This window comes from Pseudomonas sp. BCRC 81390 (genome assembly GCF_030341915.1).
Lineage (GTDB): Bacteria > Pseudomonadota > Gammaproteobacteria > Pseudomonadales > Pseudomonadaceae > Aquipseudomonas.
Genome location: NZ_JATAAG010000002.1, coordinates 20,069 through 43,522 on the forward strand (window position 1 = coordinate 20,069; position 23,454 = coordinate 43,522).

Genomic DNA, 23,454 nt, shown 5'->3' on the forward strand with positions numbered 1-23,454 from the left:
CGAGTCAGGAGCATGGAGCCGATGACCCTACCCAGCGCCACACTGGACACCAGTAGCCAACCGGCCTGCCTGCGCATTACCGGTGACTGGACGCTGGCACATTACGCCAGCCTCAAGCGTGACAGCGAGCGCCTGCGCACACAGTATGCCGCCGACGCCGTTGCCGACCTCAGCCAGCTCGGGCGCCTGGATACTGCCGGGGCCTCGCTGCTGGCCGAACTGCTCGGTGCAGAGCGCCTGTCGCTCTGCACCGACGGACTGCCCGAAGCCAGCCGCGCACTGCTCAGGAACGTCTATTGCTCCGTGCAGGACTACTGCATTCCGGTCAAGGAACCCGAGCGCAACGTGCTGCTGTTGCTGCTGGAACGCATCGGCTGCGCCGTCGGTGCCTTGTGGCAAGACAGCCTGCAGTTGCTCGGCTTCGTTGGCGTGATCCTCGAAACCCTGCTGCGCCGCGCCTTGCAACCGCATCGCTGGCGCTGGACCCCGGTCGTGGCGCACATCGAACAGACCGGCCTGGATGCCGCGCCCATCGTCGCCTTGCTGACCTTCCTGGTGGGCGCGGTGGTGGCCTTTCTTGGTGCCACGGTGCTGGCCGATTTCGGTGCGACCGTGTTCACGGTCGACCTGGTGGCATTCTCGTTCCTGCGGGAGTTCGCCGTGCTGCTGACCGCCATCCTCATGGCCGGCCGTACCGCCAGCGCATTTACCGCACAGATCGGCTCGATGAAGGCCAACGAGGAAATCGACGCCATCCGCACCCTGGGCCTGAACCCCATGGAGCTGCTGGTAGTGCCGCGGGTGCTGGCCTTGCTGATATCGCTGCCCTTGCTCACCTTTGTCGCGATGATCTGCGGGATCGTCGGCGGCGCGGTGGTATGTGCGCTGTCGCTGGACATTTCGCCAGCCATGTTCCTGTCGCTGCTGCAAAGCGACATTGGCGTGCAACATTTCCTGGTCGGCCTGGCCAAGGCGCCGTTCTTCGCCTTCCTGATTGCCGCCATCGGTTGCCTGGAAGGCTTCAAGGTCAGCGGCAGTGCCGAATCGGTGGGGGCGCACACCACGTCGGCGGTGGTGCAGTCCATATTCGTGGTCATCGTGCTGGACGCCGTGGCCGCCCTGTTCTTCATGGAGATGAGCTGGTGAGTGGCCAGGAAAGCGTGATCGAGGCGCGTGGCATCTGCAACCGCTTTGGCCGCCAGAGCGTGCACGAGAACCTCGATCTCGACTTGTACCGCGGCGAGATCCTTGCCGTGGTCGGCGGCTCGGGCAGCGGCAAATCGGTGTTGCTGCGCAGTATCATCGGCCTGCGGCGGCCCAATGAGGGGCAGATCAAGGTATTCGGCCAGGATCTCGCCGGCTTGCGCGAAGAGCAACGCTCACTGGTCGAACGGCGCTTCGGCGTGCTGTTTCAGAAGGGCGCACTGTTTTCCTCGCTGACCGTGACCGAGAACGTGGCCTTGCCGCTGATCGAACACGCCGGGCTCTCCCGCGCCGATGCCGAGCATCTGGCCGGGGTGAAGCTGGCCCTGGCCGGCCTGCCGATCTCGGCCGCCGACAAGTACCCGGCCTCGCTGTCCGGCGGCATGATCAAGCGCGCGGCACTGGCCCGCGCGCTAGCACTGGACCCTGACATCCTGTTCCTCGACGAACCCACCGCCGGCCTGGACCCGATTGGCGCAGCCGCCTTCGACCAGTTGATCCTGACCCTGCGTGACGCGCTGGGCCTGTCGGTGTTCCTCATCACCCATGACCTCGACACCCTGTACACCATCACCGACCGCATCGCCGTGCTGTCGCAGAAGAAGGTCCTGGTCGCCGGCCCGCTGGCCGAGGTCGCGCAGGCCAGCGACACCTGGATCCAAGAATACTTTCATGGCCCGCGCGGGCGCGCAGCCGAACAGGCCGCCGTCCGTGCCGGGCAGGAGCGCTGAACAATGGAAACCCGAGCCCATCACGTCCTCATCGGCCTGGTCACCGTCCTGGTGGTGGCCGGCGCCATGCTGTTCGGCCTGTGGCTGACCAAATCCAGTGTCGACGACGCTTTCAAAGACTACGAGGTGGTGTTCAACGAAGCTGTCTCCGGCCTGTCGCGCGGCAGCCCGGTGCAATACAACGGCATCAAGGTGGGTGATGTGTCCACCCTGCGTCTGGACCCGAAAGACCCGCGCCGGGTACTGGCGCGGGTGCGCCTGAGCGCCGACACCCCGGTGAAGGAAGACACCCAGGCCAAGCTGACCCTGGCCGGGGTAACCGGCAACTCGTTCATCCAGCTCAGCGGCGGTACCCCACAAAGCCCGGAACTGAGAGGCAAGGACGGCAAGCTGCCAGTGATCATCGCTTCGCCCTCGCCGATCTCGCGCCTGCTCAATGACAGCAGCGACCTGGTCACCAACATCAACCTGCTGCTGCACAACGCCAACCAGATGTTCTCCGAGGACAACATCGGCCACCTGAGCAACACCCTGGCCAACCTCGACAAGACCACCGGTGCCTTCGCCGGCGAGCACGGCGGCATCGCCCAGGCCATCGAGCAACTGGTGGAGGTGGGCAAACAAGCCAGCGCCACCCTGGCCGAGACCCAGGCGTTGATGCGCAATGCCAACGGCCTGCTGGGCAGCGAGGGCAAGCAGGCGATCGGCAGTGCCGAGCAGGCCATGCAATCGCTGGCCGAGAGCACCGCAACCATCAACCGCCTGCTCGAAGACAATCGCGAAGCGATCGGCGACGGCGCCCAGGGCCTGAACCAGCTCAGCCCGGCGATTCGCGAACTGCGCGAAACGCTTAACGCACTCAAGGGTATTTCCCGGCAACTGGAGGCCGACCCCAGCGGTTACCTGCTAGGCCGCGACAACAACAAGGAGTTCCAGCCATGAAACCGTCGCTGCGCCTGCTGGCCCTGGCGGCCGCGCTGAGCCTGGCCAGTGCCTGCTCGATTCTGCCGCAGAGCGAACCCGTCGACCTCTATCGCCTGCCGGTCAACCAACCCAGCCGTATGGTGCCAGCGCTGGACTGGTCACTGCGCCTGAACAAGCCGCTGGCCAGCGAGGTGCTGGCCGGCCCGCGGATTGCCGTGGTTCCCCAGGGCAATGTGATCAGCAGCTACAAGGGCGCGCGCTGGAGCGATGCGGTGCCGGTACTGCTGCGCAACCGCTTGCTGGACGGTTTTCAGCGTGACGGCCGGGTACAGCGGCTGAGCGCTGACGACAGCAACCTGCAGGCCGACTTTGAGCTGGCTGGCGAGCTGCTGGCGTTCCAGAGTGAATACCGGGCGGATGGGGTGGTGGAAGTGGTGATCCGCTATGACGCACGGCTGGTACAGGGGCGCACGCAGCGCATCCTCGCCAGCAAGCGCTTCGAAATCCGCAAACCGTTGGCCGACCGGCAGGTGCCAGCGGTCGTCGCAGGCTTTGGCCAGGCTTGTGACCAACTGGCAGGGCAAGTGGTGAGCTGGACCATTGCCCAGGCAGGTAGCGTTCCCGCGAGTGAAAGCCTGTCCGCGTCGAGTAAGCGCGGACCATAGCGCAGATGACTCAGGCGAAGAACCAGTAGCAGACGAAGATCGCCGCAATCACACCGCTCAATTCCGCCAGCAATGCGCAGCCGACCGCATGGCGCACCCGCTGGATACCCACGGCACCGAAGTACACCGCCAGCACATAGAAGGTGGTTTCGGTACTGCCCTGGATAGTTGCTGCCACCAGCGCGGGGAAGCTGTCGACGCCATGGGTCTGCATGGTCTCGATCAGCATCGCCCGCGCGGCACTGCCGGAGAACGGCTTGACCAGCGCCGTGGGCAAGCCCTCGACGAAACGGGTGTCCAGGCCCATCCAGGTGACCAGATGGCGGATGCCGTCCAGAGCCATCTCCAAGGCGCCAGACGCGCGCAGCACACCCACCGCCACCAGCATCGCCACCAGATAGGGCAAAAGCCCTTTGGCCACATCGAACCCTTCCTTGGCGCCTTCCACGAACGCTTCGTAAACCTGTACCCGCCTCAGGGCGCCAATTACCAGGAACAGAATGATCACGCCAAACAAGGTGAGATTGCCCAGGATCGACGACAGGCTGGCCAGTGCAGCCGCCGACAGGGTGCCGAGGAATGCCATGAAGCCACCCAGCAGCAAGGCACCCGGAATCAGGTAGGCGAGCACCACCGGGTCCCACAGGCGCAAGCGCTGCATCACCGCCACCGACAACAGGCCGACCAGGGTCGAGACACTGGTGGCCAGCAGGATGGGCAGGAACACCATGGTCGGGTCCGCTGCGCCCTGCTGGGCGCGGTACATGAAGATGGTTACCGGCAGCAGGGTCAACGACGAGGCGTTGAGTACCAGAAACAGGATCTGTGCATTGCTCGCCGTGGTGCTGCTGGGGTTCAGCTCCTGCAACGCACGCATGGCCTTTAGGCCGATCGGGGTGGCGGCGTTATCCAGCCCCAGGCCGTTGGCGGCAAAGTTCATGGTGATCAGGCCTAGGGCGGGGTGGCCGGGCGGGACCTCGGGCATCAGCCGCGCGAATAGCGGGCCAAGCACCCGGGCCAGCCATTCGACGATGCCAGCCTTTTCGGCAACCTTGAGGAAGCCCAGCCAAAGGGTCAGTGTGCCGAACAACAGCACCATGACTTCGACCGACAGCTTGGCCATGGCAAAGATGCTCTCGACCATGGCCGCGAAGATACCGGGGTTGCCGCCAACCAGCCATTGCGCCAGCGCGGACACGGCCGCCACCAGGAAAAAACCAAGCCAAAGGCCGTTGAGCATCCGTGTATCCCCCTGAAAAATGCCCGAATGATAGCGTATCGGGCCCCTCGCGACCGCTCCTACCGGAAGCCGCGAACACTGCGTAAAACAAAAAGCCCCGACAAGTCGGGGCTTCTGGTCAAACGTGAGTGAGGCTTAGCGCTTGGCAGCTTCGCCAACCACCGCGGCTTCCTGTTTGTCGGCCATCAACGAGGCGTAGTACTTCTCGCCCTTGGCGGCATCGTACATGCCTTCCCAACGCGCGATGACCAGGGCTGCCAGGGCGTTGCCCACGACGTTCAAGGCGGTACGGGCCATGTCCATGATGCGGTCGACACCGGCGATGAAGGCCAGGCCTTCGAGCGGAATGCCCACGCTGCCCAAGGTAGCCAGCAGGACCACGAAGGACACGCCCGGTACGCCCGCGATACCTTTGGAGGTAACCATCAGGGTCAGGACCAGCAGCAGCTGTTGGCTCCACGACAGGTCGATACCGTACAGCTGGGCGATGAAGATGGCTGCGATGCTCTGGTACAGGGTCGAACCGTCGAGGTTGAAGGAGTAGCCGGTCGGTACCACGAACGAGCAGATCGACTTCGGTGCACCGTACTTCTCCATCTTCTCGATCACGCGCGGCAGCACGGTTTCCGAGCTGGAGGTGGAGTAGGCGAGGATCAGCTCATCTTTCATGATGCGCATGATCTTGATCACCGAGAAACCAAACAGGCGGGCGACCAGGCCCAGCACCATGAAGGCGAAGAAGGCGATGGCGAAGTACACCAGCAGCACCAGCTTGGCCAGCGGCAGCAGCGAGCTGAAGCCGAAGTTGGCCACAGTCACCGCGATCAGGGCGAACACGCCGATCGGGGCGTAGTTCATGATCATGTGGGTGACCTTGAACATGGTCTCGGAAACCGCCTGGAAGGTGCGCACCAGCGGGTCGCGCAGCTCTGCCTGCAGGCTCGACAGGCCCAGGCCGAACATCACCGAGAAGAAGATGATCGGCAGCATCTCGCCGCGCATCAGCGCTGCAAAGATGTTCGACGGGATCAGGTTGAGCAGGGTCTCGATGAACGCGTGCTCATGTTGTACCTCGGCGGCGGTAGCCTGGTACTTGGAGATGTCGACGGTGCCCAGGGTGCTCATGTCGATGCCGGCACCAGGGTGGAATAGGTTCGCCAGCACCAGGCCCACGAGAATGGCGATGGTGGTGACCACTTCGAAGTAGATGATGGTCTTCAGGCCGATACTGCCGAGTTTTTTCGCGTCGCCAACCCCGGCGATGCCCACGATCAGCGACGAAATCACGATCGGGACGACGATCATCTTGATCAGGCGAATGAAGATGTCACCAGCGGGCTGGAGGACGTTGCTGATCCACCATGCCTTTTCCGCACTGAAGTGATTCAGTAGCGCGCCGATTGCAACACCCAGGACCAGACCGATGACGATCTGCCAGGCGAGGCTCAGTTTTGCCTTCTTCATGTCTTTACCCTTTGTTCTAGTGGTCATGGGCACCCAACGGAAACGCTTGTAACAGAGCCGTTGCCCAGCTCATGGGCAGCAGATGTTCCGTCCGGCGAGTTCATGTAAGGACACCGCAGGCGGGCGATAGAACGCTCGGCCAGCGAAAAAGGCGGCAACTATTGCGATGGCAAAGGGGGAAATCTAATGCCGGAAACGCATGGCCTATACCGTTTACGCATATGATTTCTGGCTGTCAGGATGGGTTCGCAAGTGCTTGATTTATAACGTTCGGAATTCCGAACAAGACCAAACCGCCATATTTCGGCAGATTTGGCAGGGTCTAAAGTGCCGAAAGAATGGCTTGTTCGACTATCCGAATGGCGTAAATGCCACCTGGGCGAAAGCCAGACTGGCCGAGAAAAAATGATGTACGGTCGAAACAAAATGTGTCTCGAACGGCTGTTCGTGCAGGGAAGGGGATGGCATGGCTCCTCGGAAGTCAGGTCTGGCCAGTTACCCTGTGGCACCGCCGACCTGATGCTTCCGATTCCGCCTTTCCTGACCCGGCCCATTGCTGGAGGCACTCCCTGTACCCCTAGGCCACTCCGATCCAGTAGCAATCAGAACAGCCCGGCCCCCTGGTCATGTGCTGCCCCTCCTCGGGGCGGCGCATCTTGGAAGGCCGAACTATAGAAAGGTTCGGCTTCCGTTACGTGACAGTGCATGACCTCGCACCCCGTACCGCAGCAAGCTCAGTACCAGTTCGGGTCACGCTTGAGCTGCTCTTGCAGCATCGCCTTCATGCCGTCATCCGGCTTGCCCAGCCAGCGATACTGGGCGTGGCGGGTAGGCGACTTGTCCTTGGGCAAGCCCTCGGGCACTTCGACAAGCATCCCGTAGGCATCGTCCTTGTCCCAGCTGAACGCCACGATCAGGCGCTTGTAGGTGCAATTGTCCTGCCGTTCACACAACGGACCGACCAGATACTTGTCGCCATCCTCGGTCACGGCCGACATCTGCTGCTGGGAACTGCCGGTCAGATTGACCACCCAATCGGGCAGGCGTTCCTCGCCTTTGATTGCGTCCTGCCAGGTTTCCCGGTACTCAGGGTCCGAACCGAGCAGCTGGTCGACCCGCACCTGGCCGTCATTGGCCGCCATCGCCGCTGCACTGCCGCCTAGTAACAAGGCGGCAGCCAGGGCTGTCCAACGCTTCCCGCCCATCTTTAACCTCGTCCACGTCCAAAGAAGAAGGAGGCTACGAACAGCACCAGGAAGACGATGAACAGAATCTTCGCGATACCCGTGGCAGCGCCTGCGATACCACCGAAGCCCAGTACTGCGGCGACAATGGCGATGATGAGGAAAGTGATAGCCCAGCTCAGCATGATGGTTCTCCTTTCTTTTTCGAAATCGGTCCGACTCTGGGTCAGAACACCCAGCGATCCTGCGGCACGACAGTTTCCACTGTGGCCGGTGAAGCCTTGTCCTGGCCACCAGCCACCGGGTCGGTGGCCCTGACCAGGGTATTGGCACGGGTCGCCTGGATCTGGGTCAACAGGGCGGTCTGGGCCGCCACTTGCTCGGCCAGACGCGCGGTTTGCCAGCTGTAATAGAAGAGACCGGCAGCCAGGGTCAGCAGCAGCGCCATACCAAGTGTCAGCACCTGGCGCAGGGGCAGTGCGGCGTTCTGCGAGCGATTGACGGATTGACGGTTCATGCCGGCTCCTCCTGCTGTAATTTTTGTTCAAACCTGAACAGGTAATTGCAGCCCGCATGCCAGCTTTCAATATTCGATAAAATCCTTTTAATTCAAGCGGTTACAGACATCGTGCGCGCCTGCCAAGCACGTATCCTGCACGATGCCTACCTTGCCGTCGTGCGAATTGCACGATCGTTCAGCCTTCTACCTTGGTGGCCACCTTGAGCAGGTCTGCGTCCACGCCACGCACACCCACGATCTGCCGGGCTATCTCCACGGCAATGGTTTTCTGCTCGCTGCTGACCACCTCGCCCGCCAGCCGCACCAGGCCCTCTTCACTGGCCACCTTGAGGTTCAGGCCGTCCAGGTTGCGGCTGAAGCGGTAGCTGTTCTGGATCTTGTCGATGATCCAGCTGTCGCTCGGTTGTGGCCCCGTCGGCAGGCCTACGGGGGCTTCCCCGGCCTTGGCCATGGCTGCGGAATCAAGACTGACCAGGTTGTTGACCAGTTGCACGCCGTCGGTGGTGCGCGCCACCACGCCGGCGAGTTCCTTGGCTTCGGCACTGTCGACCCGGCCCCGCAGGGTGACCACCCCTTCACTGCTTTGCACATCTATAGGGGCGTCCTCGGTGATGCGGCTCCACAGTAGCCGGGCACGGATCACTGCCGCCAGTGTGGCGTCCTCCAGACGCTGGGCGTAGGCACGCAATTCAAGCGGGCGCTCCACCAACTGGGCGTTGACCCGCAGCTGGTTGTCCACCTTTTCAATACCGCGCGTGGCCAGGGCGATATGCTCGGCCAGCTGGCGTTCGACATCGTTCTCCACCTCACCAGAAAGCCGCGCCTGCTTGCCATCCACCTCGACCTCGATACGGAACAGGTCGAGCATGCGGTTCAGCGACAGCGCCGTTTGTAGCGCGCCTTCGAGACGCGCGTCCTGAACGGGGTCGGCAAATGCCGGGGTGAATGTTGGCAGCAAGACGGCTGCCAACACGGCGGTCCGCAGGTAAAAAGTCATGGCGACCTCCTTTCTGTAGGCAAATACTGAAAATCATCGCAACCAATGTGCCATCCGCGACCTCTAAGCAAATCATTGGAATAGCGGGGCCTCTGGGCATTGATTGGCCATTGGCTAGCATGCAAAGGTCCGATTCCTTCAGAATTGACCATGCAACTTGCCCGATTTTTCCCACACTAATTTGAAGACCTATCCCTAAGGAGCGCAGGACATGGAATCAGCTCAGGACAATCAAGGCCGCATTCTGCTGGTGGATGACGAGTCGGCGATCCTGCGCACCTTCCGCTACTGCCTGGAGGACGAAGGCTACAGCGTGGCCACGGCCAACAGCGCGGCGCAGGCCGAAAGCCTGCTGCAGCGGCAGGTATTCGACCTGTGCTTCCTCGATTTGCGCCTGGGCGAAGACAACGGCCTCGACGTGCTGGCCCAGATGCGTATCCAGGCCCCTTGGATGCGAGTGGTGATCGTGACCGCACACTCGGCGATCGATACGGCGGTGGACGCGATCCAGGCCGGTGCTGCCGACTATCTGGTGAAACCGTGCAGCCCCGACCAGCTGCGCCTGGCTACTGCCAAGCAGCTGGAAGTGCGCCAACTGTCGGCCCGCCTCGAGGCCCTTGAGGGCGAAGTGCGCAAGCCCAAGGACGGCCTCGACTCGCACAGCCCGGCCATGATGGCAGTGCTGGAAACCGCCCGGCAGGTTGCCACCACCGACGCCAACATTCTCATCCTGGGTGAGTCCGGTACCGGCAAGGGCGAACTTGCCCGAGCCATCCATGGTTGGAGCAAGCGGGCCCGCAAAGCCTGCGTGACCATCAATTGCCCGTCGCTGAATGCCGAGTTGATGGAGAGCGAGCTGTTCGGTCACACTCGCGGCGCGTTCACCGGTGCCAGCGAGAGCACCCTCGGGCGGGTCAACCAGGCCGACGGCGGTACTTTGTTCCTCGACGAGATCGGCGATTTCCCGCTGACCTTGCAGCCCAAACTGCTGCGCTTCATCCAGGACAAGGAATACGAACGCGTCGGCGACCCGGTCACCCGCCGTGCCGATGTGCGTATCCTGGCCGCCACCAACCTCAACCTCGAAGAGATGGTGCGCGAAAGCCGCTTCCGCGAAGACCTGCTGTACCGCCTGAACGTCATCACCCTGCACCTGCCGCCGCTGCGCGAGCGCAGTGAAGACATCCTGACCCTGGCCGACCGCTTCCTCGCCCGCTTCGTCAAGGAGTACTCCCGACCCGCCCGAGGCTTCAGTGACGAAGCCCGGGCGGCGCTGCTCAACTACCGCTGGCCTGGCAACATTCGTGAACTGCGCAACGTGGTAGAGCGGGCCAGCATCATCTGCCCGCAGGAACGCGTGGAAGTCAGCCACCTGGGCATGGCCGAGCAGCCTGCAGGCAACACCCCGCGAGTTGGCGCCGCCCTGAGCCTGGATGAGCTGGAGCGCGCTCACATCGGCGCAGTGCTGGCGGCCAGCGATACCTTGGACCAAGCTGCCAAGACCCTCGGGATCGATGCCTCCACCCTGTATCGTAAGCGCAAGCAGTACAACCTATGAAGTGGCCGCCCATGAAGCTGCGCACGCGGCTCTTTCTCAGTATCTCGGCGCTGGTTACCGTGGCGCTGCTGGGCCTGCTGCTGGGGTTGATCAGCGTACTGCAGATGGCTACGGTGCAACAGCAACTGGTGCGCGACACCACCCATGTCCTGGAAGTCGGGCTGAAGTTGCGCCAGAACCTCGGCGAACAGCTGACCCTGATCCTTGATGAGGACACCACCCCAGAGAGCCTGCGGTTGCTGCAGGAGGACTTCCAGACCCTGCTCAACCAGGCCTTGGAGCAAGGCGGCGAGCGTACCAGCTTCAGCAAGGCCAGCAGCAACTACCAGGCCTTTCTCCAGGCCTACCGAGAAAGCACCGCACCTGCCCGCAGCATGGGAGCGGAGCAACCGTTGGGTGCCGCCTTCAACCAGGTGCGCAGCGACCTGATCGACTCCCACAAACAGGCCCTGGAACATATCACCCGCAGCGAAGAACGCACCCGCGACCACGCCCTGCTGATCAGCGGCATGATGGGCATGATGGGGCTGGTCGTGCTGGCTCTCGGTTTCGTCACCGCGCATAACATCGCACGGCGCTTCGGCCAGCCGATCGAAGCCCTGGCCCAAGCGGCCGACCAGCTTGGCAAGGGCAATTTCGACGTGACCCTGCCAGTTACCCAGGCCGCCGAACTGATCCAGCTGACCCGCCGCTTCGGCCTGATGGCCGAAGCCTTGCGCAAACACCAGGCCACCAACGTCGATGAGCTGCTGGCCGGCCAGCAGCGCCTGCAGGCCGTCCTGGACAGCATCGACGATGGCCTGTTGATCATTGACCGCCAAGGCCGCCTGGAGCACCTCAACCCTGTGGCCCAGCGCCAGCTGGGCTGGGCTGACAGCCGGGTCGGAAGCAGCCTGGCCGAGGCCTTGCAACGCCCGGAACTGGAACAACAGCTACGCCAGGTATTGCGCGGGGGCAACCTCGACCGCCCGCCAGACGACCTGAACATTGAGGTCGATGACGAAACCCGTCTGCTCACTTACAGCCTGACCCCGGTCAGCCACCCGCAAGGGCCGATCCTTGGCGCGGTAATGGTGTTGCATGATGTGACCGAGCAGCGGGCCTTCGAGCGCGTACGCAGCGAGTTCGTACTGCGCGCCTCGCACGAGTTACGTACCCCGGTAACCGGCATGCACATGGCGTTCGGCCTGTTGCGCGAGCGCCTCAAGTTTCCGCCAGAGGCGCGGGAGCATGACTTGCTGGAAACCATTGGCGAGGAAATGCAGCGCCTGACCCAGTTGATAAACGATCTGCTCAATTTCAGCCGCTACCAGAGCGGGCTGCAAAAGCTCGAACTGGCCCCGTGCGCCATCGATGAACTGCTCGAACGCGCCCAGCTGCGCTTTGCCGAGCAGGCGGCACACAAACAGATCGAGCTGATCAGGGAGCTGGAACCGCCACTACCACGCATTCAGGCGGACGTCGCCCAGCTTGACCGGGTGCTGGACAACCTGCTGCACAACGCCATCCGCCATACCGCCAGTGGCGGGCGAATCCGCCTGCATGCGCGACGCCACGCGGAACGGGTGATCGTCAGTGTCGAGGATAACGGCGAAGGCATTGCCTATGGGCAGCAGGGGCGCATCTTCGAGCCCTTCGTGCAGGTAGGCCGCAAGAAAGGCGGCGCGGGGCTGGGGCTGGCGTTGTGCAAGGAAATCGTGCAACTGCATGGCGGGCGCATGGGGGTATTTTCCAGGCCGGGGCAGGGCACCCAGTTCTACATGGCACTGCCGGTCTGATGCCCTCGGGCCACCAACTCGGCGAACTGCCGGGCATTCAACGGCCGTGCGAACAGCCAGCCCTGGCCATAATGGACCCCTTCGCTGCTAAGCAGCACCGCCTGGTCTTCACACTCGATACCTTCGGCAATCACCCGCAGATGCAGGTCATGAGCCATGCGGATGATATGCGGGGCAACGCCACTGCTGGCAGCATCATGCCCCAGGGCATCGATGAACGCCTTGTCGATCTTCAGGCAGTCCACCGGCAGGGTCTGCAGATAGGCCAGGCTGGAATAACCGGTGCCAAAATCGTCGATCAGCACCTGATGCCCCACCGCCCGCAGCGCCTGCAGGTTATCGCGGGCCACCACCACATCGATCAGGCCGCGTTCGGTCACCTCGAAAGCGATCTGGCTGGCCGCCACTTTGTGCAAGGCCAACAGGCGTGCCGCCACCCGGCCAATCCGCGGCACCATCACATCGCAGGCCGCCAGGTTTACCGAAATGTACAAGTTGGGGTGCGAGCGCAGCAGTTGCCCTAGCTGCTCCAGCACGCGTTGCAGGACAAAGTCGGTAATCTGGCGAATCTGCCCGGTGTTCTCCGCCAGCGGAATGAACAGGTCCGGGCTGGTCAGCGTCCCGTCCGGGCGGCGCCAGCGCACCAGCGCCTCGGCCCCCACGCAACGGCGGGTATCGAGCTCGAAGATCGGCTGGTAGAGCACCTGCAGCTCGCCACGACGCAAGGCATTCTGCAGCTCCGAACTCATTGACCGCTTTTGCAGGATCAGTTGCAGCACCAGCCAGCCGATGCAGCAGGCGGCCAGTACGCTGCCGGGAAACAGCAGCCAGAGCATGCCGTTCATCTTCAATGGCAGTTTTGCCCGTGGGGCGATCAGCACCAGTTGGTAGTCCGGTGACTTGGTCGGCATGCGATAGATCAGCCGGTCGCTGAGTTCCAGCAGGGACTTGTGGCTTGCCGACCAGGCCGAGGGTGGCGGCCATACCTGTGGCGGCCCCAATACCGGGATGGCCCGGGCGCCATTGTCCAGCACGACCACCAGGCTGCCGCCCGGGGGCAGGTCGACCACATCGGTGAGGTGCCCACGCGAGGTAGACACTACGAACTTGCCTCGCCCCAGCATCAGCGCGGCCAGGTTCTCGTTCGGCTCGGTCGTGGTGTTCAGCCAATAACTGTAGGTCGGCCCCTGGATGTCGGGCGCGCGCAAGGGTTCGAAGGCCCGCTCGTCACCGCGGCTGGAGCAGGCGATGTCACCGTCCACGTATGCTGCCTCATAAATGAACCGCGAACCCAGACTGACCTGCTGCAATGCCGTGAGCATCGCCGGGCTGCAACCGCGCAAAGGCTGCGCCTGCAACAGGTCAACCCCTTCACGCAACTGGCCGAACACCTGCTCGAGACGCTCGAGAAAGCGCTCGCCCTGGGCATTCATCTGTGCGCTCTCGCTTTGCTTCATCTGCTGCAAGGCAATGCCGATGCTGGCGGACAGCAACAGTGCGGCACTGGCCAATGCGGCCATTATGGCCAGCATCCAGGGATGGTAAAAAATTTGGCGCAGCAAGACGATGAAGGCTGGCATCGAAGGCATCCAGTTGATTACTAAGGTATAGCAACTGGATCAGGAATCACCCTTGCCGTTTGGCGCCTCGATCAAACCGGCAACATCCCTCGCGCAGCCTTAACGCATGCGGTTGAGCACCTGCAACATCGCCGCCGTCTGGGCGTCGGGCATGCCATCGAAACGCTGCGGGCGGAAACGCATCTGGAAGGCGGCGATCACATGGCGGGTGGCGACATCGAGGACCCCGGTCTGCTCGATCGCGTAGCCGAACCGCGCCAGTTCCTGCTGATACCAGCCGATGCTCGGTGGGTTGACGTTGAAATAGGCCTGCTGCCGCGCCACTGCATTGGCATCCGGCCAGATACCCAAACCGGCATCGGCCAGGCGTTTCCAGGGGAACAGCGGCCCTGGGTCCAGTTTGCGCAGCGGTGCGATGTCGCTGTGGCCAATGATGTGTCGTGGCTCGATGTTGTTACGTTTGACGATGTCCTTGAGCAGCGCGATCAACGACTGGATCTGCGCTTCGCTGTAGGGGTGCCAGACCCGGCCATTCGGCGTATCGGTGAAACCCGGGTTGACGATTTCGATACCAATGGAAGACGAATTCAGCCAGGTGCGGCCCTGCCACTGGCTGTCCCCTGCATGCCAGGCGCGTCGGCTCTCGTCCACCAGCTGGTAAACCGTGCCCGGGCCGTCACCAATCAGGTAGTGGCTGCTGACTTCGCCATGGGTCAGCAAGGCCAGGGACCGCTCCAGCGAGGCATTGGTGTAGTGCAGGACAACGAACTGGATACGGTTGTCCTGATTGGCCGAAGGATGGCTACGGTCGATGCGCAAGCCCGTTGAGCAACCGGCAACAGACAACAGCAAGAAGGAGATCAGCGTTCTTTTAAGCGTGGAAAGCACGTCAGTGGCCTCAGCGAATGAGCGCTACAGTATAACGTGCTCCCCGAGCGCCGTGCTTGCCGCGAGTCAGCAGACGGCTAAGCCTGCTCGACCCGATTGCGCCCCAGTTCCTTGGCCCGGTACAGCGCCGCATCGGCGCGCTTGAGCACCTGGTCGCCACGCTCCCCGGCGCGGAACGCACTGAGGCCGATGGAGGTGGTGATCACCACCCGTTCGCCCTTGAAGTGGAACGGGCAGGCCTCAACCGTGCCACGCAGCACCTCGGCCACCTTGGCTGCCGCTGCCGGCGAGGCATGCGGTAGCAACAGAACAAACTCCTCGCCACCAAAACGGGCGATGAACTCGTGGTCGCTCAAGCGTTTGCGCAACTGGTCGGCGACAATCTTCAATACCTTGTCCCCTGCCAGGTGCCCGTAGCTGTCGTTGATGCGCTTGAAATGGTCCAGGTCGAGGATTGCCATCGCCAGGTGGCCGCCGTTTTCCTGCCAGTCGATCGTTGCACGTTCGACCCGCTCGCTCCAGGCCGCACGGTTGGGCAGGCCGGTAAGCGGGTCGAGCAAGGCTTTCTGCCGCTGCTCCTCCAGGTGCTCGCGGTAGCCGAGCGCCTCCTGCTCCATGTTCGCCACCCGCTCCGACAGCCCTTGCAGGCGCCCTGCCAATTCTTGCTCGCGGCGATCGCGCTCGAGCTTGTGCTGGTCCATGGTCACCAACAGGCCTTCGAGGCGGTTATCCAGGATGTGCTTGAGGCTGTCGACGTCAGCGGCGCCCAGCACACTGCTCTGCAGCCCGTCGACGTGCTCCCGCAGCTGGGTATCCAGCTCGCGGGCCGCGGAACTGTTGTCGGCGTGGCCGACGCTGGCTTCGTGCAGGTGGCTCTGGAAGCCTTCCAGGCGTTCGTTGAGCTGCTGCAGGTAGGTTTCGAATTCATGCTGGCCACTGTCGGTGATCGCCAACATGAGCACGGCCAGGTCATCCAGCACCGGGATCAACTCATACCAGTTCAAGCCGCGGGCAACCCGTTCGCGCATCTCCAGCGCCTGCGCCTTGTGCCGCTCGGGCAGGCTGAGGTCATCGAGCAAGCCGATCAGGGTTTGCTCGATGTGCGCCGCCACCTGGCTGTACGGCGGCTCTACCGCGTAGGGCAGGGCATAAGGGCCGTCTTCTTCGAAGGCAGCCTCAACTGTCTGTGGCGATTGCGCTTCAGCCTGGGGCTCGCTGTCGACAGCTTGCGCTACAGGTGCGTCATCCGTCGCTGGCTGCGGTAGCGGGGCCGGGGCTATTTCAGCCGTTTCGATCAGCGCCGGGCCAGCTACCTCCAGCAGCGGTTCGGGCGTTGCAGACGCCTCGTCAACAGCGGCTGAAGGGTTTTGCAGCGGCTGCAACGCATCCACGTCATCGGCCTGCGGGGCTTGAAGATCGCCACTAGACGCCTGGGGCTGCGTGGCTGCAACAGGTGGCACCGTCGAAACGGGCGTCGGCTCGCCTTGCGCGTCGTCCTCACGGCTGCCGAACAAGCGCTGCAGCAGCCCCGGCCGGGACTCTTCACCGCGCTTGCCCAGGGCGGACAGCGCACGGCCCTGCAGGCCGCTCAGTTCGCCCAGCAACGGTGGCAGATCGCGTGACTGGGCAACCCCACCTTCGAGCTTCTTCGCCAGTTTCTTCAGCGGCCTGGAGACATCGTTTGGCAACGGCAGGCCTTGCAGCTGGCCAACCAGAGCGGTCAGCGCGTCACCGACCTGGTTCATGCGGGTTTCCCGACGTTGCTCGGAATCCAGTACCGCTTTCTCCAGGCGCGGAATCAGGCCGGCAAGGCCAGCGTCCATGTTGTCGCTGCGGATGACCTCGCGCATTTCCTTCATGCACTGGTCCACCACCTTGTCACTGCCCTCGGCAGCCAGGGTGCTGCGGACCAGGCCGCGACGCAGCAAGTCGAGACGGGCCTCCCAACGGCGCTCGAGCTTTTCCTGCTGCTCGATGCTTTTCAGGTATTTTTCTTTCCAGCGCTCAGCGTCTTCAGTCATGCCCGGGTCCGCAAACGGTGATGGCAATTAGCTCGGGACCGGCAGCGTATCCACAGTCAATGCATCAGGCAATCGAATCTCGACTGCAACGGGAAGGTGATCTGAAATCGGCTGCGCCAGCACCTCGACACGCTCCAGCGTGAGGCTTGGGCTGAGCAGGATGTGATCCAGGCAACGCTGTGGCCGCCAGCTCGGAAAGGTGGCCTCGACTTGCGGTGCAACCAGGCCCAGGTCGCGCAGCGGCGAGTGCTCCAGCAGGTCGGTGGCATGGGTATTCATGTCGCCCATCAGGACCTGGTGACGATAGCCGCCGATCAGCTCGCGAATGTAGCCCAGCTGTAACGCGCGAGTCTTGGCGCCGAGGGCCAGATGCATCATCACCACGATCAGCGCGTCTTCACCTTCGCCAAAACGCACCAGGATCGCACCGCGCCCGGCCGGGCCAGGTAATGGATGATCCTCGAGCAACTGTGGCTTCAGACGACTGAGCACGCCATTGCTGTGCTGGGCAAAACGCCCAAGGTTGCGGTTGAGTTGCTGATACCAGTAGGGGAAGGCGCCCAGGTGGGCGAGGTGCTCGACCTGGTTGACATAGCCCGAACGCAGGCTGCCACCATCAGCCTCCTGCAACGCCACCAGGTCGAAGTCGCCCAGCAGCTTGCCGATCTTCTGCAAATTGCCAGCACGGCCGTGGTGCGGCAGCAGGTGCTGCCAGCTGCGGGTCAGGTAATGCCGATAGCGCTCGGTGCTGATGCCCACCTGGATGTTGAAACTGAGTAGCCGCAAGCGACCATCTTCCGGCAGGCCAGGGGCGTGCAAGTGATGTTCGTTGACCTGCGGCTGGTGCAGGCCAATGCCACGCGTGGATCTGAAGCGGGGCATGGTTACGCCGCCTACTTGGCGGCGCGCTCCTTGGCGATCAACTGGTCGGCAACGTTCAGTACGCCTTCCGGCCCGCCGGCGGTACCCAGGTCAAAGCGGTATTTGCCGTTGACCACCATGCTCGGTACACCGGTGATTTCGTACTTCTTGGCCAGTTCCTTGGCCTGGTTGACCTGGCCCTTGATGGCGAACGAGTTGAAGGTGGCGAGGAACTTGTCCTTGTCCACGCCCTGTGTGGCGAGGAAGTCGGCCATATCCTGCGGATCGGTCAGGCGCTTGCGCTGGTTCTGGATAGCGTCGAACACTGCCGCGTGCACCTTGTGCTCGACGCCCATGGCTTCGAGGGTCAGGAACATCTGGCCGTGCGCATCCCATGGGCCACCGAACATGGCGGGTACGCGCTTGAAGTTGACATCCTTGGGCAGTTTTTCGGCCCAAGGGTTGATGGTTGGTTCGAAGTGATAGCAGTGTGGACAGCCGTACCAGAACAACTCGACCACTTCGATCTTGCCAGGCACGGAAACCGGAACAGGGTTGCTCAGCTCGATGTATTCCTTGCCGGCTACAGGCTCGGCGGCCTGAACGGCAGTCATACCAAACACGCTGGCGGCGACCAGCGCAGCGCTGAGAATCAGTTTACGCATGCTTTACTCCTGAGCAGTCATGGGTCGCCCCGGCGCGACCTGCACTGTGACAGGCCGGGAAGGGCTCGAGTTCTGTAGTGTAACGGCTGCGGACTGAAAAAAGGGCGGTCCGGCCGCCCTTTCAGCATTGGCCTATAACATTAACGGCAGGTTAACGGTGCGCCGGGCGGCAGCGGCCTTGCGCCATCACGACACAAGGCCGCCCCGCACCTCAATGCAGGCCCTGGATGTAGCTGGCCAACGCCTCGATGTCGTGGTTGCTCAGCTTGCCGGCAATGGTACGCATGGTCATCGCATCGCCATCGTTGGTACGGTTGCCTTCACGGAAATCAGTGAGCTGCTTGGTTACATATTGCGCATGCTGGCCGCCGAGGTGCGGGAAGCCGGCCAGGGCGATGCCTGCGCCGTTGGGCGAGTGGCAGCCGGTGCAGGCAGGCATGCCTTTCTCCAGGTCACCGCCGTTGAACAGCGCACGGCCACGTTCGACCAACTTGGGATCAGCGGCGCCCACGCTGCCTTTCTGGCTGGAGAAGTACGCGGCGATGTCGGCCAGGTCCTGGTCATTGAAGTTGGCCAGCATGCCGGTCATTTCCAGCACGGTGCGCTTGCCCGACTTGATATCGTGCAGCTGCTTTTCGAGGTAGCGCTGGCCCTGGCCGGCCAGTTTCGGGAAGTTCGGTGCCAGGCTGTTGCCGTCGGGGTTGTGGCAGGCGCCACAGACGGCGGTCTTGGCCTGGCCGGCGGCAGCATCGCCTTTGATGGGTTGCGCAGCAGTGGCCGCACCTGCGACACCCAGGGTCAACAGCAGACTCACGACTAGTTTGTTCATCAGCTAATCCAACACGGCTAAGGGTGAAATGTTATGTATCGGGACTGCCGCTCATCCAAAGGATGACCAAACGGTAGTCCTCGGCACTGCAGTCCATGCACAATCCACGCGGCGGCATAGCCTTGAAACCCTGGGTCACGTGCGTCACCAGTACATCCATGCCTTGCGCCAGCCTTGGCTCCCATGCTGCCCGGTCACCCTGCCTGGGTGCCTGTGGCAACTGCCCGGCGTGACAGGCCGCACACGTGCGGTTGTACAACACCTCGGGATCCTGTGTAGCCTGTGCGCTGAAAAACGGCAGGAACATACCGACAGCAAGCAGCCATTTCGCCATGCGGAACGACCTTCAGGGTTGGGGGCCGCGCTGCGTTCTGTTGCGCGAGCTATTGTTCGACACCCCATGCTCGTTCCCCTTCGCTGGGAGAATGAGCACACAAAAACTGGGGCATTATATACTTCCGCCATCCAAACGGAAACGACACCGCTTGCCCGGCTCGGGCCTACAGAGTCAGGCAACACCCACATCGGATATCCCATGCAAGTCAAGAACCCCATCCTCGGCCTCTGCCAGAAAGCCAAATTCGCCCTCAGCGCAGCCAAGGTCGAACAATGCCCGGACGACCAGGGTTACGAGGTGGCTTTCGCCGGCCGCTCCAACGCCGGCAAATCCAGCGCCCTCAACACCCTGACTCATGCCAGCCTGGCGCGTACCTCGAAAACCCCCGGGCGCACCCAGCTGTTGAATTTCTTCAGTCTGGACGATGAACGGCGTTTGGTCGACCTGCCGGGCTACGGTTATGCAAAAGTGCCGATTCCGCTGAAGCAACATTGGCAGAAACACCTGGAAGCCTACCTGGGCAGCCGTGAATGCCTGCGTGGCGTCATCCTGATGATGGACGTACGCCACCCGATGACCGACTTCGACAAGATGATGCTCGACTGGGCCAAGGCCAGCAGCATGCCGATGCACATCCTGCTGACCAAGGCCGACAAGCTGACCCACGGCGCGGGCAAGAACACTCTGCTCAAGGTGCAGTCGGAAATTCGCAAGGGCTGGGGCGATGGTGTGACCATCCAGCTGTTCTCGGCACCCAAGCGGCTGGGCGTGGAAGACGCCTATCGGGTGCTCGCAGACTGGATGGAGCTGGAAGACAAGCCAGTAGCTTGAGGCCTGCTTCGTCCCCTCTGGGGGACATTAACGTGGGAGCGGGCGAGCCTGCGAAGAATTCAGCGCGGAGCATGGCCTGGGCTTCGCCCAGGTTCGCGGGCCCGCCCGCTCCCACAGTGTTCTTCACCAGACCCAGGCCAAATTTCGGGCAAAAAAAACCCCGGACTTCGTATGGGGAGGGGGAAGTTCGGGGTCCAAGTCCGGACCGCTAGGGCGGGGTCCAGATATCTGCCAACACTTAACACAACATAGGAGCATCGAAGGGCTTCACCAGCCATTCAGTTACTCTGAGTTGCGCTTCACCGGTTTAGTTCCGGAGCCCTGGAAACTATTTGCGATAGTTTCATGAAGCTTCAGCATCAACGGCGCTGAGCGGTGCCAGGATCCGCGACACTACAGCGCAGATCCTGCCCAGCCTTGCCTGCGTGATCAGTGAGCTTCGTCCCAATTCGCGCCAACGCCTGCCTCGACCAGCAGCGGCACATCCAGCTGCGCCGCCTGGCTCATGTGCTGGCGAATTTCATCTTTCACCTGGTCTACCAGGTCCTCGCGCACTTCCAGCACCAGTTCGTCGTGGACCTGAAGGATCACTCGCGCATCCAGGTCGCTTTGGCCCAGCCAGTTATCCACATTGACCATGGCCCGCTTGATGATGTCCGCCGCAGTGCCCTGCATTGGCGCGTTGATCGCGGTGCGCTCGGCACCTTTGCGCAAGGCCGGGTTCTTGGCATTGATATCTGGCAGGTACAGGCGGCGGCCAAACAGGGTTTCGACGAAGCCTTGCTCGGCAGCCTGGGCGCGGGTGCGCTCCATGTAGGCCAATACGCCAGGGTAGCGAGTGAAATAGCGGTCGATATAGTCCTGCGACTGCTTGCGATCGACACCGATCTGCTTGGCCAGGCCAAACGCGCTCATGCCATAGATCAGGCCGAAGTTAATGGCCTTGGCACTGCGGCGCTGGTCGTTGGTGACGTCTTCCAGGGCCACGCCGAACACTTCCGCCGCCGTGGCGCGGTGCACGTCCAGGTTGTTGCGGAAGGCATGCAGCAAGCCTTCGTCCTTGGCCAGATGGGCCATGATGCGCAGCTCGATCTGCGAGTAGTCAGCCGCCAGCAACTTGTAGCCCGGGCTGGCGACGAAGGCCTGGCGGATGCGCCGCCCTTCGGCCGTACGAATCGGGATGTTCTGCAGGTTCGGGTCGCTCGAGGACAACCGGCCAGTAGCCGCCACCGCCTGCTGGTACGAAGTGTGGATACGCCCGGTACGCGGGTTGATCTGCCCCGGCAGCTTGTCCGTATAGGTGCTCTTGAGCTTGCTCAGGCTGCGGTATTGCATCAATACCTCGGGCAGCGGATAGCCTTGTTCGGCCAGTTCGTCGAGCACCGCTTCTGCAGTGGACGGCTGGCCCTTGGTGGTCTTGCTCAGCACCGGCATGCCCAGCTTGTCATAGAGGATCGCACCCAGCTGCTTGGGCGAGCCGAGGTTGAATTCCTCACCCGCCAGCTCGTAGGCGCGCTGCTCCAGTTCGGCCATCTTCACCCCCAGCTCGCCGCTCTGCACCCGCAACAGCGCAGCATCGACCAGCGCCCCCTGGCGCTCGATCTTGGCCAGCACCGGCACCAGCGGCATCTCGATGTCCATCAGTACCGGCTGCACGCTGGGTGTCTGCGCCAGGCGCGCCTGCAACGCGTGGTGCAGGCGCAGGGTGATGTCGGCGTCCTCGGCGGCGTAGGGGCCGGCCTTGTCCAGGTGGATCTGGTTGAAGGTCAGCTGCTTGGCGCCTTTGCCAGCGATGTCCTCGAAGGCGATGGTGGTGTGGTCGAGGTACTTCTGCGCCAGGCTATCCATGTCGTGGCGGGTAGCCGTGGAGTTCAGCACATACGACTCGAGCATGGTGTCGTAGGCCACACCGCGCATCTCGATGGCCGGCGAGCCGTTGGCGAGGATGTTGATATCGTACTTGGCGTTCTGCCCGACCTTGGCCTTGGCCGGGTCTTCGAGCAATGGCTTGAGTGCCTGCAGCACGGTGTTGCGGTCCAACTGCGCTGGCGCACCCTCGTAATCATGGGCCAGCGGTACGTAGGCTGCTTCATGCGGCTCGACGGCGAACGACAGGCCAACCAGTTGCGCCTGCTGGGCATCCAGGCTGGTGGTCTCGGTGTCGAACGCGAACAGCGGTGCCTGGCGCAGCTTCTCCAGCCAGAATTCGAAACGGGCCGGGTCGAGGATGGTTTCGTACCTGGCCTCGACCTTGGCCGCCGGTTCGGCGATCGATGCGATGTCGTCACCGGCCTCGGCCGCGTCGCGCTGCACTTCGGCAATCCAGCTCTTGAACTCCATTTCGGTGTACAGCGCCAGCAGCGCTTCGCGGTCAGGCTCGCCGCATACCAGGGCATCGACTTCGATATCCAGCGGTACGTCGACCTTGATGGTGGCCAGTTCATACGAAAGGAACGCTGCGTCGCGGTGCTCCTCGAGCTTGGCCGGCAGGGTCTTGGCGCCGCGAATGGCCAGCGTCGGTACCTTGTCCAGGTTGGCATAGAGGTCGCTGAGGCCACCACCGATGCCGGTCAGCAAGCCCACAGCGGTTTTTTCGCCCACGCCCGGTACGCCGGGAATGTTGTCGACCTTGTCACCCATCAACGCCAGGAAATCGATGATGTGTTCCGGGCCGACGCCAAACTTCTCGTGCACGCCAGCGACGTCCAGCACGCTTCCGGTCATGGTGTTGACCAGGGTAATGTGCCCGTCCACCAGCTGCGCCATGTCCTTGTCACCGGTCGAGATGATCACCGGGCGCCCGAGGGCCGCACTGCTGCGCGCCAGAGTACCGATCACGTCGTCGGCCTCGACACCCTCGACGCACAGCAGCGGGTAGCCCAGCGCCTTGACGCTGGCGTGCAACGGCTCGATCTGCAAGCGCAGGTCGTCCGGCATGCTCGGGCGGTTGGCCTTGTATTCGGCGAACATGGCGTCACGGAAGGTGCCGCCCTTGGCGTCGAATACCACCGCGAACGGGCTGTCGGGGTATTGCTTGCGCAGGCTCTTGAGCATGTTCAGCACCCCTTTCACCGCGCCGGTCGGCATGCCCTTGGAGGTGGTCAACGGCGGCAGCGCATGGAAGGCGCGGTACAGGTAGGAGGAACCGTCCACCAGGACGAGGGGCGCTTGGCTCATG

The 23,454-nt window shown here is 62.7% G+C and carries 21 protein-coding genes; 7 read left to right on the forward strand and 14 right to left on the reverse strand.

Annotated features, from left to right (window positions below; translation table 11 throughout):
• Positions 1-12: 12 nt before the first annotated feature.
• The 4 genes from QSV36_RS00325 to QSV36_RS00340 are packed head-to-tail and all read left to right on the forward strand — an operon-like array spanning position 13 to position 3,523.
• The gene (locus QSV36_RS00325) at positions 13-1,146 is read left to right on the forward strand and encodes an ABC transporter permease (protein ID WP_289128822.1); all 1,134 of its coding nucleotides are present in this window, start codon (positions 13-15) and stop codon (positions 1,144-1,146) included.
• Positions 1,143-1,934, forward strand: coding sequence for an ABC transporter ATP-binding protein (locus tag QSV36_RS00330; RefSeq protein ID WP_289128824.1), 792 nt, complete (start codon positions 1,143-1,145; stop codon positions 1,932-1,934). The genes QSV36_RS00325 and QSV36_RS00330 overlap by 4 nt, the downstream gene beginning before the upstream one ends.
• A gap of 3 nt (positions 1,935-1,937) precedes the next feature.
• Positions 1,938-2,876, forward strand: a complete 939-nt coding sequence (locus QSV36_RS00335) for an MlaD family protein (RefSeq protein WP_289128825.1) — start codon at positions 1,938-1,940, stop codon at positions 2,874-2,876.
• Positions 2,873-3,523 carry an ABC-type transport auxiliary lipoprotein family protein gene (locus QSV36_RS00340; RefSeq protein ID WP_289128826.1) on the forward strand — a complete coding sequence of 217 codons (651 nt, stop codon included), beginning with the start codon at positions 2,873-2,875 and terminating at the stop codon, positions 3,521-3,523. The genes QSV36_RS00335 and QSV36_RS00340 overlap by 4 nt, the downstream gene beginning before the upstream one ends.
• 10 nt (positions 3,524-3,533) lie before the next feature.
• Here QSV36_RS00340 and QSV36_RS00345 read toward each other — a convergent pair whose 3' ends face one another.
• The 6 genes from QSV36_RS00345 to QSV36_RS00370 all read right to left on the reverse strand — a co-directional run bounded on the left by QSV36_RS00345 (position 3,534) and on the right by QSV36_RS00370 (position 8,928).
• Positions 3,534-4,763 (reverse strand): spore maturation protein, encoded by a 1,230-nt coding sequence (locus QSV36_RS00345; RefSeq protein WP_289128829.1) that lies wholly within the window; start codon positions 4,761-4,763, stop codon positions 3,534-3,536.
• Between the two features lie 135 nt (positions 4,764-4,898).
• Complete coding sequence (gene gltP, locus QSV36_RS00350) at positions 4,899-6,227, reverse strand: glutamate/aspartate:proton symporter GltP (protein WP_289128832.1); 1,329 nt, start codon at positions 6,225-6,227, stop codon at positions 4,899-4,901.
• A gap of 734 nt (positions 6,228-6,961) precedes the next feature.
• Positions 6,962-7,432 carry an inhibitor of vertebrate lysozyme family protein gene (locus tag QSV36_RS00355; RefSeq protein ID WP_289128835.1) on the reverse strand — a complete coding sequence of 157 codons (471 nt, stop codon included), beginning with the start codon at positions 7,430-7,432 and terminating at the stop codon, positions 6,962-6,964.
• Positions 7,433-7,434: 2 nt separating this feature from the next.
• Positions 7,435-7,596: a DUF1328 domain-containing protein gene (locus tag QSV36_RS00360; protein WP_003252966.1), complete on the reverse strand. Its 162-nt coding sequence runs from the start codon at positions 7,594-7,596 to the stop codon at positions 7,435-7,437.
• A 41-nt stretch (positions 7,597-7,637) separates the two neighbouring features.
• Positions 7,638-7,928 (reverse strand): hypothetical protein, encoded by a 291-nt coding sequence (locus QSV36_RS00365; protein ID WP_289128838.1) that lies wholly within the window; start codon positions 7,926-7,928, stop codon positions 7,638-7,640.
• A gap of 178 nt (positions 7,929-8,106) precedes the next feature.
• Positions 8,107-8,928 carry a BON domain-containing protein gene (locus QSV36_RS00370; RefSeq protein WP_289128841.1) on the reverse strand — a complete coding sequence of 274 codons (822 nt, stop codon included), beginning with the start codon at positions 8,926-8,928 and terminating at the stop codon, positions 8,107-8,109.
• Positions 8,929-9,139: 211 nt separating this feature from the next.
• On the opposite strand from QSV36_RS00370, the gene algB reads away from it, so the two are divergent.
• Together algB and QSV36_RS00380 are read left to right on the forward strand one after the other, a co-directional pair.
• Entirely contained in the window at positions 9,140-10,486 is a 1,347-nt protein-coding gene (algB, locus tag QSV36_RS00375; protein ID WP_289128844.1) for a sigma-54-dependent response regulator transcription factor AlgB, read from the forward strand.
• The gene (locus QSV36_RS00380; protein WP_289128846.1) at positions 10,483-12,264 is read left to right on the forward strand and encodes a KinB sensor domain-containing domain; all 1,782 of its coding nucleotides are present in this window, start codon (positions 10,483-10,485) and stop codon (positions 12,262-12,264) included. The genes algB and QSV36_RS00380 overlap by 4 nt, the downstream gene beginning before the upstream one ends.
• On the opposite strand, the gene QSV36_RS00385 is transcribed toward QSV36_RS00380, so the two are convergent.
• From QSV36_RS00385 to QSV36_RS00415, 7 genes are all read right to left on the reverse strand, one after another.
• A complete protein-coding gene (locus QSV36_RS00385) occupies positions 12,243-13,844 on the reverse strand; it encodes an EAL domain-containing protein (RefSeq protein ID WP_289128849.1) in 1,602 nt (533 codons plus the stop codon). The genes QSV36_RS00380 and QSV36_RS00385 overlap by 22 nt on opposite strands.
• Positions 13,845-13,943: 99 nt before the next feature.
• The gene (locus QSV36_RS00390; RefSeq protein WP_289128853.1) at positions 13,944-14,732 is read right to left on the reverse strand and encodes an N-acetylmuramoyl-L-alanine amidase; all 789 of its coding nucleotides are present in this window, start codon (positions 14,730-14,732) and stop codon (positions 13,944-13,946) included.
• A gap of 77 nt (positions 14,733-14,809) precedes the next feature.
• Positions 14,810-16,753: a GGDEF domain-containing protein gene (locus tag QSV36_RS00395; RefSeq protein WP_289128856.1), complete on the reverse strand. Its 1,944-nt coding sequence runs from the start codon at positions 16,751-16,753 to the stop codon at positions 14,810-14,812.
• Positions 16,754-16,780: 27 nt separating this feature from the next.
• The gene (locus QSV36_RS00400; protein ID WP_289128858.1) at positions 16,781-17,635 is read right to left on the reverse strand and encodes an endonuclease/exonuclease/phosphatase family protein; all 855 of its coding nucleotides are present in this window, start codon (positions 17,633-17,635) and stop codon (positions 16,781-16,783) included.
• 11 nt (positions 17,636-17,646) lie between these two features.
• Complete coding sequence (gene dsbA / locus QSV36_RS00405) at positions 17,647-18,279, reverse strand: thiol:disulfide interchange protein DsbA (RefSeq protein ID WP_225779897.1); 633 nt, start codon at positions 18,277-18,279, stop codon at positions 17,647-17,649.
• 211 nt (positions 18,280-18,490) lie between these two features.
• Positions 18,491-19,108, reverse strand: coding sequence for a c-type cytochrome (locus QSV36_RS00410; protein WP_170027685.1), 618 nt, complete (start codon positions 19,106-19,108; stop codon positions 18,491-18,493).
• Positions 19,109-19,139: 31 nt separating this feature from the next.
• Positions 19,140-19,442 carry a c-type cytochrome gene (locus tag QSV36_RS00415; protein WP_225779895.1) on the reverse strand — a complete coding sequence of 101 codons (303 nt, stop codon included), beginning with the start codon at positions 19,440-19,442 and terminating at the stop codon, positions 19,140-19,142.
• Positions 19,443-19,643: 201 nt separating this feature from the next.
• On the opposite strand from QSV36_RS00415, the gene yihA reads away from it, so the two are divergent.
• Positions 19,644-20,276, forward strand: coding sequence for a ribosome biogenesis GTP-binding protein YihA/YsxC (yihA, locus tag QSV36_RS00420; protein ID WP_019099202.1), 633 nt, complete (start codon positions 19,644-19,646; stop codon positions 20,274-20,276).
• Between the two features lie 429 nt (positions 20,277-20,705).
• On the opposite strand, the gene polA is transcribed toward yihA, so the two are convergent.
• On the reverse strand, positions 20,706-23,453 hold the full coding sequence (gene polA / locus QSV36_RS00425; RefSeq protein WP_289128867.1) for a DNA polymerase I: 2,748 nt from the start codon (positions 23,451-23,453) through the stop codon (positions 20,706-20,708).
• Position 23,454 lies beyond the last annotated feature (1 nt).

Excerpts from the sequence above, each read along its gene's own strand:
- QSV36_RS00410 (WP_170027685.1), bottom strand. The coding sequence starts at position 19,108 with ATGAACAAACTAGTCGTGAGTCTGCTGTTGACCCTGGGTGTCGCAGGT.
- QSV36_RS00395 (WP_289128856.1), bottom strand. The coding sequence starts at position 16,753 with ATGACTGAAGACGCTGAGCGCTGGAAAGAAAAATACCTGAAAAGCATC.
- QSV36_RS00335 (WP_289128825.1), top strand. The coding sequence starts at position 1,938 with ATGGAAACCCGAGCCCATCACGTCCTCATCGGCCTGGTCACCGTCCTG.
- QSV36_RS00325 (WP_289128822.1), top strand. The coding sequence starts at position 13 with ATGGAGCCGATGACCCTACCCAGCGCCACACTGGACACCAGTAGCCAA.
- polA (WP_289128867.1), bottom strand. The coding sequence starts at position 23,453 with ATGAGCCAAGCGCCCCTCGTCCTGGTGGACGGTTCCTCCTACCTGTAC.
- QSV36_RS00370 (WP_289128841.1), bottom strand. The coding sequence starts at position 8,928 with ATGACTTTTTACCTGCGGACCGCCGTGTTGGCAGCCGTCTTGCTGCCA.
- QSV36_RS00360 (WP_003252966.1), bottom strand. The coding sequence starts at position 7,596 with ATGCTGAGCTGGGCTATCACTTTCCTCATCATCGCCATTGTCGCCGCA.
- dsbA (WP_225779897.1), bottom strand. The coding sequence starts at position 18,279 with ATGCGTAAACTGATTCTCAGCGCTGCGCTGGTCGCCGCCAGCGTGTTT.
- yihA (WP_019099202.1), top strand. The coding sequence starts at position 19,644 with ATGCAAGTCAAGAACCCCATCCTCGGCCTCTGCCAGAAAGCCAAATTC.
- QSV36_RS00345 (WP_289128829.1), bottom strand. The coding sequence starts at position 4,763 with ATGCTCAACGGCCTTTGGCTTGGTTTTTTCCTGGTGGCGGCCGTGTCC.
- QSV36_RS00415 (WP_225779895.1), bottom strand. The coding sequence starts at position 19,442 with ATGGCGAAATGGCTGCTTGCTGTCGGTATGTTCCTGCCGTTTTTCAGC.
- QSV36_RS00365 (WP_289128838.1), bottom strand. The coding sequence starts at position 7,928 with ATGAACCGTCAATCCGTCAATCGCTCGCAGAACGCCGCACTGCCCCTG.
- gltP (WP_289128832.1), bottom strand. The coding sequence starts at position 6,227 with ATGAAGAAGGCAAAACTGAGCCTCGCCTGGCAGATCGTCATCGGTCTG.
- QSV36_RS00380 (WP_289128846.1), top strand. The coding sequence starts at position 10,483 with ATGAAGTGGCCGCCCATGAAGCTGCGCACGCGGCTCTTTCTCAGTATC.
- QSV36_RS00340 (WP_289128826.1), top strand. The coding sequence starts at position 2,873 with ATGAAACCGTCGCTGCGCCTGCTGGCCCTGGCGGCCGCGCTGAGCCTG.
- QSV36_RS00385 (WP_289128849.1), bottom strand. The coding sequence starts at position 13,844 with ATGCCAGCCTTCATCGTCTTGCTGCGCCAAATTTTTTACCATCCCTGG.
- QSV36_RS00400 (WP_289128858.1), bottom strand. The coding sequence starts at position 17,635 with ATGCCCCGCTTCAGATCCACGCGTGGCATTGGCCTGCACCAGCCGCAG.
- algB (WP_289128844.1), top strand. The coding sequence starts at position 9,140 with ATGGAATCAGCTCAGGACAATCAAGGCCGCATTCTGCTGGTGGATGAC.
- QSV36_RS00355 (WP_289128835.1), bottom strand. The coding sequence starts at position 7,432 with ATGGGCGGGAAGCGTTGGACAGCCCTGGCTGCCGCCTTGTTACTAGGC.